This is a genomic window from Streptomyces sp. TLI_171 (genome assembly GCF_003610255.1).
GTDB lineage: Bacteria > Actinomycetota > Actinomycetes > Streptomycetales > Streptomycetaceae > Kitasatospora.
In genome coordinates this window covers 7,425,822-7,439,414 of the sequence record NZ_RAPS01000001.1, presented here as the reverse complement: position 1 = coordinate 7,439,414, position 13,593 = coordinate 7,425,822, and the positions used below count along the sequence as shown (strand labels likewise).

At 74.8% G+C, this 13,593-nt stretch carries 14 protein-coding genes; 3 read left to right on the top strand and 11 right to left on the bottom strand.

All coding sequences use genetic code 11. The annotated features are described in order from the left end of the window. Positions 1-241: 241 nt before the first annotated feature. A complete protein-coding gene (locus BX266_RS33135; RefSeq protein ID WP_099905980.1) occupies positions 242-1,354 on the top strand; it encodes a nitrous oxide reductase family maturation protein NosD in 1,113 nt (370 codons plus the stop codon). A 51-nt stretch (positions 1,355-1,405) separates the two neighbouring features. After that, the gene (locus tag BX266_RS33130) at positions 1,406-2,479 is read left to right on the top strand and encodes a methyltransferase (RefSeq protein WP_099905977.1); all 1,074 of its coding nucleotides are present in this window, start codon (positions 1,406-1,408) and stop codon (positions 2,477-2,479) included. Positions 2,480-2,548: 69 nt separating this feature from the next. Here BX266_RS33130 and BX266_RS33125 read toward each other — a convergent pair whose 3' ends face one another. The 10 genes from BX266_RS33125 to BX266_RS33080 are packed head-to-tail and all read right to left on the bottom strand — an operon-like array spanning position 2,549 to position 11,299. Next, positions 2,549-3,901, bottom strand: a complete 1,353-nt coding sequence (locus BX266_RS33125) for an acetyl/propionyl/methylcrotonyl-CoA carboxylase subunit alpha (protein WP_099905975.1) — start codon at positions 3,899-3,901, stop codon at positions 2,549-2,551. A 9-nt stretch (positions 3,902-3,910) separates the two neighbouring features. Next, on the bottom strand, positions 3,911-4,417 hold the full coding sequence (gene accB / locus BX266_RS33120) for an acetyl-CoA carboxylase biotin carboxyl carrier protein (RefSeq protein WP_099905973.1): 507 nt from the start codon (positions 4,415-4,417) through the stop codon (positions 3,911-3,913). Then, positions 4,414-6,099 carry an acetyl-CoA carboxylase, carboxyltransferase subunit beta gene (gene accD, locus BX266_RS33115; RefSeq protein ID WP_259464971.1) on the bottom strand — a complete coding sequence of 562 codons (1,686 nt, stop codon included), beginning with the start codon at positions 6,097-6,099 and terminating at the stop codon, positions 4,414-4,416. The genes accB and accD overlap by 4 nt, the downstream gene beginning before the upstream one ends. A 35-nt stretch (positions 6,100-6,134) precedes the next feature. Further along, positions 6,135-6,455, bottom strand: coding sequence for a TcmI family type II polyketide cyclase (locus tag BX266_RS33110; protein ID WP_099908590.1), 321 nt, complete (start codon positions 6,453-6,455; stop codon positions 6,135-6,137). A gap of 5 nt (positions 6,456-6,460) precedes the next feature. Beyond that, positions 6,461-6,919, bottom strand: coding sequence for an SRPBCC family protein (locus BX266_RS33105; RefSeq protein WP_099905969.1), 459 nt, complete (start codon positions 6,917-6,919; stop codon positions 6,461-6,463). A 1-nt stretch (position 6,920) separates the two neighbouring features. After that, a complete protein-coding gene (locus tag BX266_RS33100) occupies positions 6,921-7,175 on the bottom strand; it encodes an acyl carrier protein (RefSeq protein WP_099905967.1) in 255 nt (84 codons plus the stop codon). Positions 7,176-7,196: 21 nt separating this feature from the next. Further along, on the bottom strand, positions 7,197-8,417 hold the full coding sequence (locus BX266_RS33095) for a beta-ketoacyl synthase N-terminal-like domain-containing protein (protein WP_099905965.1): 1,221 nt from the start codon (positions 8,415-8,417) through the stop codon (positions 7,197-7,199). Next, on the bottom strand, positions 8,414-9,679 hold the full coding sequence (locus BX266_RS33090; protein ID WP_099905963.1) for a beta-ketoacyl synthase: 1,266 nt from the start codon (positions 9,677-9,679) through the stop codon (positions 8,414-8,416). The genes BX266_RS33095 and BX266_RS33090 overlap by 4 nt, the downstream gene beginning before the upstream one ends. Then, the gene (locus BX266_RS33085; RefSeq protein WP_099905960.1) at positions 9,676-10,107 is read right to left on the bottom strand and encodes a cupin domain-containing protein; all 432 of its coding nucleotides are present in this window, start codon (positions 10,105-10,107) and stop codon (positions 9,676-9,678) included. The genes BX266_RS33090 and BX266_RS33085 overlap by 4 nt, the downstream gene beginning before the upstream one ends. Before the next feature lie 49 nt (positions 10,108-10,156). Next, positions 10,157-11,299 (bottom strand): SchA/CurD-like domain-containing protein, encoded by a 1,143-nt coding sequence (locus tag BX266_RS33080; protein WP_099905957.1) that lies wholly within the window; start codon positions 11,297-11,299, stop codon positions 10,157-10,159. A 237-nt stretch (positions 11,300-11,536) separates the two neighbouring features. Between BX266_RS33080 and BX266_RS33075 the strand changes: the two genes are divergently transcribed. Continuing rightward, positions 11,537-13,207, top strand: a complete 1,671-nt coding sequence (locus BX266_RS33075) for an FAD-dependent monooxygenase (protein WP_099905955.1) — start codon at positions 11,537-11,539, stop codon at positions 13,205-13,207. A 132-nt stretch (positions 13,208-13,339) separates the two neighbouring features. Here BX266_RS33075 and BX266_RS38185 read toward each other — a convergent pair whose 3' ends face one another. After that, on the bottom strand, positions 13,340-13,555 hold the full coding sequence (locus BX266_RS38185) for a hypothetical protein (RefSeq protein WP_143687051.1): 216 nt from the start codon (positions 13,553-13,555) through the stop codon (positions 13,340-13,342). Positions 13,556-13,593: the final 38 nt, after the last annotated feature.

Below are 13,593 nucleotides of genomic sequence, written 5' to 3'. Positions count from 1 at the left end.
GACCGCCGGTCGCGGCCCGGTGCCCGGCCGGTGAGCCCCCCGATCGGGTGTACGGGTGGTACCTGCCACCTGTTTCCGGCCGTCGGGTGCGCCCTGAGTCGCGCTGCCACCCGGTCGGCGGGTGTCCGCAACCCGTGCGTCCGAACCCGGCTGGCCGCGGCCGGGCCGCGACCATAGCTTCGAGGCGGCGGGCGCGCCGACGCCGTCCGCGACCGCGACTTCTGGAAGCCGGCTCCTTTCGATGACTGCTCTCTTCGCCCCGGCGCGCCCGCGTACCCGCCTCGCCGCCGTTCTGCTGTCCTGCGCCTGCACGGTGCCCGCCCTGCTGGCCGTCGCCCCCGCGGCGGCCGCACCGACCGGGCCGAGCGTGCACCGGGTCGCACCCGGTTCCTCGGTCCAGGCCGCGGTGGACGCGGCCCGCCCGGGCGACGTGGTCGAGCTCGCCGCGGGCAGCTACCCCGGCAGCGTCACCCTGACCACCGACCGGGTGACGCTGCGCGGGCAGGGCGCCCGCACCGTGCTGGTCCCCGACCCGGCCGATCGGAGCGCGTGCGCGGCGGCCGGCAACGGGCTGTGCGTGTCCGGCAGTTCGGACGCCCAGGGCGCGCCGGTGCGCCGCCTGTCCGGGGTGCTGGTGGAGGGTCTCGCGGTGGCGGGCTTCGCGCACAACGGGATCACCGCGGCCGTCACCGACGGTCTGACGGTGCGCCAGGTGGTGGCCCGCGAGAACGGGCTGCAGGGCATCAGTGTCGAGATGTCGACCCGGACGGTGCTGACCGACAACGAGGCGCGCGACAACGGCCAGGCGGGGATCTTCGTCGCCAACTGGTACGACCGCAAGGGCGGCGCGCTGGACACCCTGGGCACCGAGGTGTCCGCGAACCGGCTGACCGGCAACCGGATCGGCCTGCAGCTGCGCCGGGTCCGCGACCTGACGGTGCAGGCCAACCTGGCGTCCGGGAACTGCGGCGGGGTGTTCGTGGTCGGCGACGACGGCGTGCCGCGGGCGGGTGCGCTGACCGTCCGGGACAACGTCGTGCGCGCCAACAACCGGTACTGCCCGCCCAATCCGCGCCTGGACTTCGTGCAGGGCACCGGCATCCTGCTGACCGGCACCGAGGACGTCACCGTCACCGGCAACCAGATCTCCGACCACACCGGTGCCTCCCCCATGTCGGGCGGCATCGTGCTGTACCCGAGCGTGGTCGGCGCCCCGAACGCCCGGGCCACCGTCACCGGCAACGCGCTGCGCGACGACCTGCCCGCCGACCTCGCCGACCGCGACCCCAAGGGCACCGGCAACGTCTTCACCGACAACGCCTGCCGCACCTCCGAACCCTCCGGCCACTGCTGACGCCCCTTCAGGCTCCGTCCCCACGGCCCCCCGACGAAAGGCCGCCGCACCATGACCTCCGCTCCGACCGCCCCCACCACCGCGACCTCCGCGACCTCCACCTCCGCACCTCCGCTGTCCGTGCCGCCCGCGATGCTGCTGCGCGAGCTGGTGTTCGGCGCCGCCTGCGCGGGCGCGGTCCGCGCCGCCGCCAGCCTGCGGCTGCCCGACGCGCTCGACGAGCAGCCCGCCACCGCCGAGCAGCTCGCCGAGCGGCTGGGCGTCGAACCCGGCCCGCTGCGCCGCCTGCTGCGGGCGCTGGCCTGCTACGAGGTGTTCGCCGAGGATGCCGACGGCCGCTACCGGCACACCCCGCTGTCGCGGCTGCTGCGCGCCGACGAGGCGGGCAGCCTGCGCGACATCGCGCTGTGGTGCACCGAGCCGTGGACCTGGCAGTCCTGGTCGCGGCTGGACGACGCGGTGCGCACCGGCCGCAGCGTGTTCAGCGACACCTTCGGCAAGGAGTTCTTCCAGTACCTGCACGACGACGCGCCGGAGAGCGCCGCGCTGTTCAACCGGGCGATGACCCAGTCCAGCCGCCAGTCCGCGCAGGACCTGGCCGGGTTCCTCGACCTGACCGGCATCAGCTCGGTCGCGGACATCGGCGGCGGCCAGGGCCAGGTGGTGGCCGAGCTGCTGGAGCGGCACCCCGACCTGCGGGGCACCCTGCTGGACCTGCCGAAGGTGGTCGAGCACGCCGATCCGCGGCTGCTGCCGGGCGGCGCGCTCGCGGACCGGGCCAGCCTGGTGCCGGGCGACTGCCGGGTGGCGATCCCGGTGCAGGCCGACCTGTACCTGGTGAAGAACATCCTGGAGTGGGACGACGAGTCCACCCGCCGCACCCTGCGCAACCTGCGCGACGTGGCCCGCCCCGGCGCCAAGGTGGTGATCGTGGAGAACCTGGTCGACGACTCCCCCTCGATGCGGTTCACCACCGCGATGGACCTGCTGCTGCTGCTCAACGTCGGCGGCGCCAAGCACACCCGCGGCAGCCTGACCGGCCTGATCACCGAGGCCGGCCTGCGGCTGGACGGCGTCGCCCCGGTCAACCCGTACCTGCACGCCTTCTCCTGCACCGTGCAGTAGGCCCCGGGCCGAAGCGGCGGGCCCCGAACGACTCGGTCGTTCGGGGCCCGCCGCTTCGGTCGGCCGGGGTCAGACGGTGGCGGCCAGCTCCGCCACCAGGCCGGTGGTGTGACGGCCGGCCCGGAAGCGCGGGTCGGCGAGGACGCGGCGCAGGTAGCCGGTGGTGGTGCGGACGCCCGGGCCGTCGATCCGGAACTCGTCGAGCGCGCGGTCCAGGCGGGCGATCGCCTGCTCCCGGTCGGGCGCCCAGGCGACGGTCTTGGCCAGCAGCGAGTCGTAGTCGGGGCCGATCAGCCAGCCCGGGTAGGCGTGGGTGTCGACCCGCACGAACGGGCCGCCGGGCGGGACGAACTCGGTGAGCAGCCCGGGGGTGGGCAGGAAGCCCCGGTCGGGGTCCTCGGCGTTGACCCGGGCCTCGACGGCGACCCCGCGCGGGCGGACGGCGTCCTGGCGGAGCGTCAGGCGCTCGCCGGCGGCGATGGTGAGCTGCTCGCGGACCAGGTCGATGCCGGTGACCATCTCGGTGACGGGGTGTTCGACCTGCAGGCGGCAGTTGACCTCCATCAGGTAGAACGAGTCGTCGGGGGCGAGCACGAACTCGAAGGTGGCGGCGCCGACGTAGCCGACGGCGAGCGCACCGCGCACGGCGGCGGCGCAGATCTCGCGGCGCAGCGGGTCCGGCAGGTTGGGCGCCGGGGACTCCTCGATCAGCTTCTGGTGCCGACGCTGCACGGAGCAGTCGCGTTCGGCGAGGTGGACGGCGTTGCCGTGGGTGTCGCACAGCACCTGCACCTCGATGTGCCGGGCGCCGTCGACGTAGCGTTCCAGGTAGAGCCGTTCGTCGCCGAACACGGCGCGGGCGTGCGCGCGGGTCTCCTGGTAGGCGCCGGCCATGTCGGAGGGGTCCCGGACGACGGCCATGCCGCGACCGCCGCCGCCGGCCACCGCCTTGAGGATGACGGGGTAGCCGACGGCGGCGGCGGTCTCGCGGGCCTCGGCGGGACTGCGGACGGCGCCGACCGAGCCGGGCAGCACGGGCAGTCCGGCCTCGCCCATCAGGCGGCGGGCGACGGCCTTGTCCCCGAGCTGTTCCATCACGTGCGGCGGCGGCCCGATGAAGGTCAGGCCGTTGGCCTCGCAGATCTCGGCGAAGTCGGGGTCCTCGGAGAGGAAGCCGTAGCCGGGGTGGACGGCCTCGGCGCCGGTGAGCCGGGCCGCCTCGATGATGGACGGGATGTGCAGGTAGCTGGCCTTGGCGGCGGACGGTCCCAGGTGGACGGCCCGGTCGGCGAAACGGACCACCGCCGAGTCGCGGTCGGCGGTGGAGTGCACGGCGACGGTGCGGATGCCCAGCTCCCGGCAGGTGCGGGCGATCCGCAGGGCGATCTCGCCGCGGTTGGCGATCAGCACGGTGGAGAACATCCCGCGCCCCTAGACCGGCTCGACGGCGATCAGCGGCTGCTGGAACTCCACGGAGGCCCCGTCGTCGACCAGGATCTCCACCACCCGCCCGGCGACGTCGGCCTCGACGGGGCTCATCATCTTCATCACTTCGAGGATGCCGATCGGCTGGCCGGGGGTCACGGTGTCGCCGACGGCGACGAACGGCGGAGCGCCGGGTTCGGGCGAGCGGTAGAAGGTGCCGACCATCGGCGCGCCCACGTGGTGGGCGCCGTCCTCGGCGGCGATCAGGCCGCCGGCGGGTTCGGCGGCGGGCTGCTCGGCGGTCAGGTGCGCGGCGGCGGTCGCCCATTCGACCTCGACGGCGGTGCCGAGGTGTTCCAGCCGGATCCGGCTGGGCGGCCGGGTGGTGGTGCGGGCGAGTTCGGCGACGCTGCGGCACAGCGCGGTGAGGTCGGCGACGGGGTCGCCGGTGCTGCCGTCGCCGATCAGGGTGATCCGCCCGCGCGGGGCCTCGGGTTTCACCTCGACGGTCATGACTGGCTCCAATCTGCCGCGGCCGGGCCGGTGTCGGTGCCGAAGCGGTGGAAGCGGGCGCGGCGGTCGGCGAGCAGCCGGGCCGGGTCCCAGGGGATCAGTTCGGCCAGGGCCGCGGTGACGGCGGCCTCCAGCAGGTCGGCGGCGGCGGCGTGGTCCTGGTGGGCGCCGTCGGGCGGTTCGGGGACGATGCCGTCGACGACGCCGAGGCTGAGCAGGTCGCCGGGGTGCAGCCGCAACGAGGCGGCGGCGGTCGGCGCGGCCTGCGGGTCCTTCCACAGGATGGCGGCGCAGCCCTCGGGGCTGATCACCGAGTAGGTGCCGTTGGCGGAGACCAGCACCCGGTCGGCGACGGCCAGCGCGAGGGCGCCGCCGCTGCCGCCCTCGCCGATCAGCACGGCGACCACGGGGACGGGCAGCCGGGCCATCAGCCGGAGGTTCTCGGCGATCGCGGCGGCCTGTCCGCCGGTCTCCGCGGAGGGGCCGGGGTTGGCGCCGGGGGTGTCGATCAGGGTGACCACGGGCAGCCCGAGCTTCGCGGCGAGCCGCATCAGCCGGGCGGCCTTGCGGTAGCCGGAGGGCTGGGCCATGCCGAAGTTGCGGCGGCGGCGTTCGCCCAGGTCGGCGCCGCCCTTCTGGTGGCCGATCAGCACCACGGGGGTGCCGGCCAGGCGTCCGGTGCCGGCCACGATGGCGGGGCAGTCCTCGGCGAGGCGGTCGCCGTGCAGTTCCTGGAAGTCGTCGACCAGGCGGCGGATGTAGTCGAGGGTGCTGGGGCGTTCGGGGTGCCGGGCGAGCCTGACGTTCTGCCAGGGGTCGCGGCCGACCAGGTCGTCGGCGGCGCGCAGGATGGCGGCGCCGTCGCCGGGCGGCAGCGGCTCGCCGTCGGGGGTGCGCAGGCCGAGCAGCCGGCCGAGCACGGGCCGCAGGCCGACCCGGGGGACGACGTCGTCGACCATGCCGTGGGCGAGCAGGAACTCGGCGGTCTGGAAGCCCTCGGGGAGTTTCTCGCCGGTGGTCTGTTCGATGACGCGGGGCCCGGCGAAGCCCATCCGGGCGCCGGGTTCGGCGAGGATGACGTCGGCGAGGGTGGCGAAGGAGGCGGCGACCCCGCCGTAGGTGGGGTCGGTGATCACCGAGACGGTGAGGATGCCTGCCTCGTCGAGTTCGGCCATCGCCTGCGCGGTCTTGGCCATCTGCATCAGCGACAGCACGCCCTCCTGCATCCGGGCGCCGCCGCTGGCGGTGACCAGGACCAGCGGGACGCGCCGCTCCAGGCTGGTGCGGGCGGCGTGGGTGATGAGCGCGCCGACGGCGCAGCCGAGGCTGCCGCCGAGGAAGCGGAAGTCCATCACGGCGACCACGCACGGCTGGCCCTCGACCGTCCCGGCGGCGCACAGCACGGCGTCGCTCAGGCCGGTGTCGGCGCGGGCCTGGTCGAGCCGGTCCTGGTACGGGCGGCTGTCGACGAAGTCCAGCGGGTCGTGCAGGGCGGGCACCGCGTCGATCTCCTCCGCGGTGCCCGGGTCGAGCAGTTGGTCGAGCCGCTGCGCGGCGGAGAGCCGCCCGTGGTGCCCGCAGTCGGGGCACACGTGCAGGGCGCGCGTCCAGCGTCTGCCGTAGACCAGGGCGGCGCAGCCTGCGCAGCGCACCCAGTCCGCGGGTTCGGTCCGCTCGGCCACGGCGGCTCTCCCTTCCCTGCGTCTCAAGAGGCGGTTCAGCGTTCCCAGCGGTAGAACTCGTGCGCCATGGCGTCCTTGGGGCTGCGCCAGGTCGCCGGGTCGTAGGCGTCGACGTAGACGGCCAGGCGTTCGCTGATGTCGCGGAACTCGGGGTGGGCGGCGTACTTGGCGACCTCGGGTCCGGCGGGGCGCTCGGACTCGATGAGGTGCAGGTAGACGTCGCCGAACTGGAACAGGCTGCGGCTGCTGACGCCGATCAGGCCGGGCAGTTCGCCGCGGTCGGAGTCGGCGAAGACGCCGGCGATGTGGTCGGCGGTGCCGGGTTTCATCCGGGCCACGATCAGGGCGCGGTGCATGCCGGTCATCCGGCCGCTCCGGCGCGGTGCTCGACCTTGGCGCGGATGAGTTCCATCTGGACCTTGGAGTTCTGGTTGATCCGGTCGGTCATGCCGAGGTCGTCGACGGGCGCGGTGGGCTTCATCGCGAAGTCCTGGATCCAGCGCATCCGGGTGCCCTGCGGCACCTCCTCGTACTCCCAGCGGATCTCCATGAACTCGAACGGGCCGGGTTCGACGCGGCGGGCCCGGACGGCGAGCTTGTCGCGGTCGGTCTCGCGCTCGGAGACCCAGCTCCACACCTGGCCGTTCTCGTCGGGGTGCATGGTGAGCCGGAACCGGACCAGTTCGCCCTGCCGGTCGAGGACCTCGACGGAGGCGTACTCGCTGAACAGCTGCGGCCAGTTCTCCAGGTCGTTGGTCATGTCCCAGACCAGGTCGACGGGGGCGTCGATGACGATCGTGTTGTCGGTGTGTCCGGGCATCTCAGGCACCAGCCTTCACGGAGGAGTTGACGGTCTGCAGGAACTCGGCGACGGGGCGGCCGAGCAGGTCGGAGGAGTCGATGGCGACGCCGTAGCGGTTCTCCAGGTCGGAGAGGACGCCCAGCACGCCCAGCGAGTCGACGCCGAGGTCCAGGAACATGCAGCCGGGGTCGGCGAGTTCGTCGACGGTGACCTGCACGCCGGCCCTGGTCTTGATCAGGGTGGCGAGTTCCTCGTAGGAGATCTCGGGGTTCATGGCTTGCTCCTTGGCGGTGTGTCAGGCCCGGCGCAGCAGCAGGGCGGTGTTGGAGCCCATCAGGCCGCGGCTGAGCACCAGGGCGGTGCGCAGTTCGGCGGAGCGCGGGTGCCCGAAGACCAGGTCGAGGCCGTGCGGGCTGTCCGCGGTGTGCGGGGTGGGCGGGATCAGGCCGTTCTCCAGGGCGAGCACGGCGGCGGCGACGTCGAGCGCCGACGCGCCGCAGTGGGCCCGGCCGAGGCCGGCCTTGGGGGCGGTGACGGGGACCCGTTCGGCGTGTTCGCCGAGGGCGTCGGCCAGGGCGAGGGCCTCGGCGCGGTCGGCCTCGGGGACGCCGAGAGCGTCGGCGAACACCACGTCGACCTCGTCGGGCGGGCAGTGCGCCTCGGCGAGGGCGCCGCGGATCGCGTGGGCGAGGCCGGCCCGGCTGTCGGCCCATTGGGCGGCGCCGGTGAAGGTCGCGGTGTGGCCGGCGATCCGGGCGCGGGCCCGGGCGCCGCGCCGGCGGGCCGCGGCCTCGTCCTCGACGACGAACATCGCCCCGCCCTCGGCGGGCACGAACCCGGCGGCGTCCGAGCCGAACGGGCGGTAGGCGCGTTCGGGGTCCCCGGTGGTGGACAGCCCGGGGTAGCCGAGCTGGCAGACCATCGAGTAGGGGGCGATCGGCGCCTCGGCGGCGCCGGCCAGCACGGCGTCGGTGCCGCGGGCGACGGCCCGGGCGGCGTGCGCGAGGGCGTCCAGGCCGCCGGCCTCGTCGGAGGCGACCACCCCGCAGGGGCCCTTGAAGCCGCCGCGGATGGAGATCTGTCCGGTGGAGGCGGCGTAGAACCAGGCGATCGACTGGTACGGCCCGACGTGGTGCGGCCCCTCGGCCCACAGGTGCTGCAGTTCGCGCTGGCCGAACTCGCCGCCGCCGGAGCCGGCCGCCGTGACCACGGCGACGCCGAACGGGTCCTCCGGGTGGTCCGCCAGGTCAGCGTCGGCCATGGCGAGTTCGGCGGCGGCCATCGCGAAGTGCGTGAACCGGTCGGTCTGCACCAGGAACCGCGGTTCGACGTAGTCCTCGGCGTCGAAGCCGCGGACCAGGCCGGCCACCTTCAGCGGCAGGTGTTCGCAGCCCTCCCGGTCGATCGGGCCGAGCGTCGAGCGGCCTTCCCGCAGGGCCTTCCAGTAGTCGTCCGCGCCGATCCCGTTCGGGGCGACCACGCCGACGCCGGTGATCACCGCGCAGCGTTCGCTCATGCGGCCGCCTCCACCTTGCTCAGCACGACCGCGGACTGGAATCCGCCGAAGCCGCTGCCGACCGAGAGCACGTGCCGCAGCCGGGCCTCGCGGGCGGTGCGGGGGACGTAGTCGAGGTCGCACTCGGGGTCGCGTTCGGTGTAGTTGGCGGTCGGCGGGACCACGCCGTGGTGCAGGGCGAGGGTGCAGGCGACCAGCTCGATGGCGCCGATCGCGCCGAGCGAGTGCCCGACCATCGACTTGATGGAGCTCATCGGGGTCCGCCGGGCGTGCTCACCGAGCGAGCGTTTGACCGCGGCGGTCTCGTGCCGGTCGTTCTGCTTGGTGCCGGAGCCGTGCGCGTTGACGTAGTCGACCGCCTCGCCGGGGACCTCGGCGTGGGCGAGGGCCCGGTCGATCGCCTCGGACATCTCCAGGCCGTCCTGGGTGAGCCCGGTCATGTGGTACGCGTTGCCGAAGGTGGCGAAGCCGCCGAGTTCGGCGTAGATCCGGGCGCCGCGCCGCCGGGCGTGCTCCCACTCCTCCAGCACCAGCACCGCGCCGCCCTCGCCGAGCACGAAGCCGTCGCGGCCGGCGTCGAACGGGCGGGAGGCGTGCTCGGGGTCGTCGTTGCGGGCCGAGGTGGCCTTGATGGCGTCGAAGCAGGCGACCGTGATCGGGGAGATCGGCGAGTCGCAGGCTCCGGCGACGATCACGTCGGCGCGGCCCTCCTCGATGGCGAGCGCCGCGTAGCCGACGGCGTCCAGGCCGGAGGTGCAGCCCGTGGAGACGGTCTGCACCGGGCCGTGGGCGCCGAACCGCTCGGCGACCGCGGAGGCCAGCGTGGACGGGGAGAACGCCCGCTCCAGGTGCGGCTGGGCGGCCCGGTGGTCGACGCCCCAGTGCTCGCCGCGGTTGCTGACCAGCACGTAGTCGTGTTCCAGCCGGGTGGTGCCGCCGACCGCGGTGCCGAGCGAGACGCCGATCCGCCACGGGTCCTCGCGCTCCGGGTCGAGCCCGGCGTCGGCGACCGCCTCGGCGGCGGCGACCAGCGCGAACTGCACGTACCGGTCGTTGCGGGCCACCTGATCGGGCGTCAGGCCGTGCGCGGCCGGGTCGAAGTCGCACTCGGCGGCGATCCGGGACCGGAAGCCCTCCGGGTCGAACAGGGTGATGCCGCGGGTGGCGGTGCGACCGGCGGTCAGCAGCTCCCAGAACCGCGGGACGCCGATGCCGCCGGGCGCGACCACGCCGATCCCGGTCACCGCGACCCGGCGGCTCACGAGGCCGCCCCAGCGGGTTCCGGCGGGCCGGCTTCCGTCGCGCGCTCCTCCTCGGTGTCGACGTGCCCGAGCTCGGGGCGCGGGGCGAGCGGGCCGAGGTGGAAGACCATCCGGGCCTCGGTGCTGCCGACGTTGCGGAACCGGTGCCGCATCCCGACCGGGATCATCAGCCCCTGGTCGGGCCGCAGCACCTGGGTGACGCCGTCCAGGTCGACCTCCAGGTCGCCGGACATCACGAACACGAACTCCTCGGAGTACGGGTGGTAGTGCTCGCCGATCCGGTCGCCCGGTTCGACGATCGCCACCCCCATGAACCCGCTGGTCGCGCCGCAGACGGTCGGGGTGAGCATGGCCCGCAGGTCGCCGCCGCGCTTGCGGTTCGGGGGCGCGTCGTCGACGTGGACGACGCGTGGCATCTCGGTGGTCACGGTGGGACTTCCTCTCGGGGCGGTGCGGACGGTTCGGGGTGACGGGCGCTCAGGCGTCGGCGGAGGTGCGGTCGGTGACCGGGGTCATCGCGCACTCGGCCAGCAGGTGGCGCAGGCCGTCGGCGCTGGGCACGGGGTGCTCGGCGGGGACCTCGGCGAGCTTGCCGAGGACGGCGGCGGCGCGCAGGCCGGCCACGCCCAGCGCGGTGGCCGGGTCGGCGGCGGGGTCGGCGAGCAGGTCGACCAGCCGGACCACCAGGTCCTCGTGCCGGTAGACGGTCGCCCGCACCAGCGGCCCGCCGGGGTCGGCGACGGCGTGCTCGTCCTCGCTGGCCAGCAGTTCGGCGAGCGCGGCCCCGCAGCCGGGGCGCACCGGGTACAGGTAGGCGTGCCGCTGGGTCCGGCCGGTCTTCAGCGCGGCGTGGTGGTGGACCGCGGGCAGCGCGGCGCGCTGGAAGAAGTCCCGGGCGGACAGCGGGTCGTCGAGGTCGCGGTCCTCCTCCAGGTACGGGTTGATCGCCTCCTCGACGGCGCGCACCTCGGGCTGCCGGGCGACGTGCCGCAGCGCCGCGACCAGGTCGCCGGCCACCTCGACGCAGCGCACCACGCGGTTGCCGCGCATGAACAGCGAGGTGCGCAGCAGGCGGGTGGTGTCGTCGACCCGGGCCTGCGGGGAGCGGTAGGCGGAGAGCAGTTCGGCGGCCTTGCCCTCGGCGCCGGGCCGCACGGTGAAGCTCAGCGCGTGCCGGACCACCCCGTCCGGGCCGGGGCGCGGCACGCCGGGCACGCCCGGGTGGTGCTCGCCGGGCCGCAGCGGGGCGGCGTCGGTGTCGGTGGCGACGGCTCCGTGGGTCTCGCGCAGCACGGTGTAGCGCAGCGAGCGGGTGTCGCGGACGCAGCCGTGCATGGGCTTGACCATCTCGCGGTGGGAGGGGCTGTCGACCCAGGCGAGGAAGGGTTCGGCGCTCTCCCACTCGCTGGTGATCAGCCAGCGGTTGGGGTCGTCGATGGACTGGCAGAGCTGGTCGCTGACGTGCCCGGGCACGGCGGAGACCTGGTAGCGCAGCAGTTCGTAGGCGTCCAGGAAACGGTCCTGGGCGCCCTCGTGGACGTCCAGCATCAGGACGACGCGAAGCCGGCCCGGGGTGGGCCGGCCGGTGGTCTTCTCCACGGATTCGGAGAGCAGGGTCATGGCAACGGATCCTGTCGTTCGTTCACAGATGGCCCTTCGCCGACAGCGGATGCGGGCCGAGGTGGCCGGGAGGGTCGGCGGGGCGGGAGTTGGTTCGCCCTCGATCGTCAGGTCGGTTCGGCAGCCCGCGCGAGACTTCGCGGCCATCCGGGCGAAGCACCCTGAGTGCACGTCGACGACGGGGGATGGATATCCCGTCTGGCGCGTCCAGCGCCCCGCACGGATGGAGCAGAGTTGATGAACACACAGATGGCGGACCGGGTTCCGGTCCTGATCACCGGCGGTTCGCTGGTCGGACTGTCGGCCTCGCTTTTCCTCGGCCGGCTCGGCGTACCGCACCTGCTGGTGGAACGGCACGCGGAGACCTCCCGGCACCCGCGCGGGCGCGGGAACAACCTGCGGACGATGGAGCTGTTCCGGGTCGCCGGCGTCGAGCAGGACATCCGCGACGCCGCCTCGGTGCTGGCCGACAACCACGGCATCCTGCAGGCCGAGACGCTCTCCGGCGGCGAGCAGGAGTGGCTGTTCCGGGAGATCGACCCGGGCGGGGGCCTCGCCAGGTTCAGCCCGTCCGGGTGGTGCCTGTGCAGCCAGAACGACCTGGAGCCGGTGCTGCAGCGGCACGCCGCCGAGCTCGGCGACGTCCGCTTCAACACCGAACTGCTGACCTTCGAGCAGGACGCCGACGGGGTGACGGCCCGTCTGCGGGACCGGGCCACCGGTGAGGAGCGCGAGGTCCGCGCGGACTACCTGATCGCGGCGGACGGTCCGCGCAGCCCCGTCCGGGAGCGGCTCGGCATCGGGCAGTCCGGGCGCGGCGACCTGTTCCACAACGTCAGCGTCACCTTCCGGGCCAAGCGGCTCGCCGACGTGGTGGGCGACCGCCTGTTCATCGCCTGCTACCTCACCGACCCGGCCGGCGCGGGCGCGCTGCTGCCCGTCGACAACCGCGAGCAGTGGGTGTTCCACCTGCCCTGGCACCCCGAACGCGGCGAGGACGTCGAGGACTTCACGGACGCCCGGTGCATCGCCCACATCCGGGCCGCGGCGGGCGTGCCCGACCTGGAGGTGGAGATCACCGGCCGCGCGCCCTGGCACGCCGCCGAACGGGTCGCCGACCGCTACTCCGCCGGGCGGGTGTTCCTGTGCGGCGACTCCGCCCACGAGATGCCGCCCACCGGGGCGTTCGGCTCCAACACCGGCATCCAGGACGCGCACAACCTGGCCTGGAAGCTGGCCGCCGTGCTCGGCGGGTGGGGCGGCCCCCGGCTGCTCGACTCCTACGGCGTGGAGCGCCGGCCGGTCGCCGTGCAGACCGCCGCGCGGGCCGCGGCGCGCTCGGTGGAGCACCAGCACCCCGGCTTCGACGCGGCCCCGGTCGGCGGGCCGCGCACCAACGTCCTCGCGGTGGCGCTCGGCTACCGCTACGTCGAGGGCGCGCTGGTCGGCGCGGACGCCACCGCGGGCGTCATCCCGGAGCGCTTCGCCGCGACGGGCGAGGTCGGCACCCGCGCGCCGCACGTCTGGGTCCGGGACGCCCAGGGCGCCCGGCGCTCCACCCTCGACCTGTTCACCGACGCGCCGGTGCTGCTCGCCCCGGCGGCCGACGGCGCCCGCTGGCCGGACGCGGCCCGGCAGGTCGCCGCGGAGACCGGCGTGCCGGTGCGCTGCTTCCTGGTCGGCGAGGGCGGCGACCTGCGGCCCGAGCCGCTGCCCGACGCCCCGTCGGGCGCCCGCCCGGCCGGGCCGGTCGCCCCGGTCGGCTGGCCCGCCTCGTACGGGCTGCGGCCCGGCGGCGCCGTGCTGGTCCGGCCCGACGGGTTCATCGGCTGGCGGGCCACCGGCGCCGTCGGCGACCCGGTGGCCGCGCTGCGGGTGGGCGTGCGCGGCGTGGCCGGGCTGAGCTGACCGCAGCCCGCCGGGGCAGTGACGGCTCAGCCGGGTGAGCCGCCACTGCCCCGGCGGGACGGTCGCCCGCGGGTGACCGGCCGAGCTCGGCGAGGACGTTGCCGACGCGCTGGTGCACGGCGCTCTCGGTGATCACCAGCCGGGCCGCGACGGCGGCGTCGCCGATGCGCTGGTGCACGGCGCGTCGGCGAGAAGTTCGGCGGCGTGGCTGCGCTGGACGTACCGGGGAAGCACCGGCGCCGTCAGGCCGGGGTGCTGGCGGCGGGCCCGGATCGCGGTGCGGATGCCCTCGTCGCGGAGGGTCGGCGGCAGCGGGGTTCGACAACGGCAGCGTCCGGGTAGGGGCACGTCTCGCTGTCGGGTGTCCTGGCCGGCTCCGCGGAGGA

Bases quoted from the DNA above. Each gene is read 5' to 3' on its own strand.
- BX266_RS33095 (WP_099905965.1), bottom strand. From the start codon at position 8,417: ATGAGCGAACGCTGCGCGGTGATCACCGGCGTCGGCGTGGTCGCCCCG.
- BX266_RS33080 (WP_099905957.1), bottom strand. From the start codon at position 11,299: ATGACCCTGCTCTCCGAATCCGTGGAGAAGACCACCGGCCGGCCCACC.
- BX266_RS33130 (WP_099905977.1), top strand. From the start codon at position 1,406: ATGACCTCCGCTCCGACCGCCCCCACCACCGCGACCTCCGCGACCTCC.
- BX266_RS33075 (WP_099905955.1), top strand. From the start codon at position 11,537: ATGAACACACAGATGGCGGACCGGGTTCCGGTCCTGATCACCGGCGGT.
- BX266_RS33105 (WP_099905969.1), bottom strand. From the start codon at position 6,919: ATGCCCGGACACACCGACAACACGATCGTCATCGACGCCCCCGTCGAC.
- BX266_RS33110 (WP_099908590.1), bottom strand. From the start codon at position 6,455: ATGCACCGCGCCCTGATCGTGGCCCGGATGAAACCCGGCACCGCCGAC.
- BX266_RS33135 (WP_099905980.1), top strand. From the start codon at position 242: ATGACTGCTCTCTTCGCCCCGGCGCGCCCGCGTACCCGCCTCGCCGCC.
- BX266_RS33100 (WP_099905967.1), bottom strand. From the start codon at position 7,175: ATGAACCCCGAGATCTCCTACGAGGAACTCGCCACCCTGATCAAGACC.
- BX266_RS33125 (WP_099905975.1), bottom strand. From the start codon at position 3,901: ATGTTCTCCACCGTGCTGATCGCCAACCGCGGCGAGATCGCCCTGCGG.
- accB (WP_099905973.1), bottom strand. From the start codon at position 4,417: ATGACCGTCGAGGTGAAACCCGAGGCCCCGCGCGGGCGGATCACCCTG.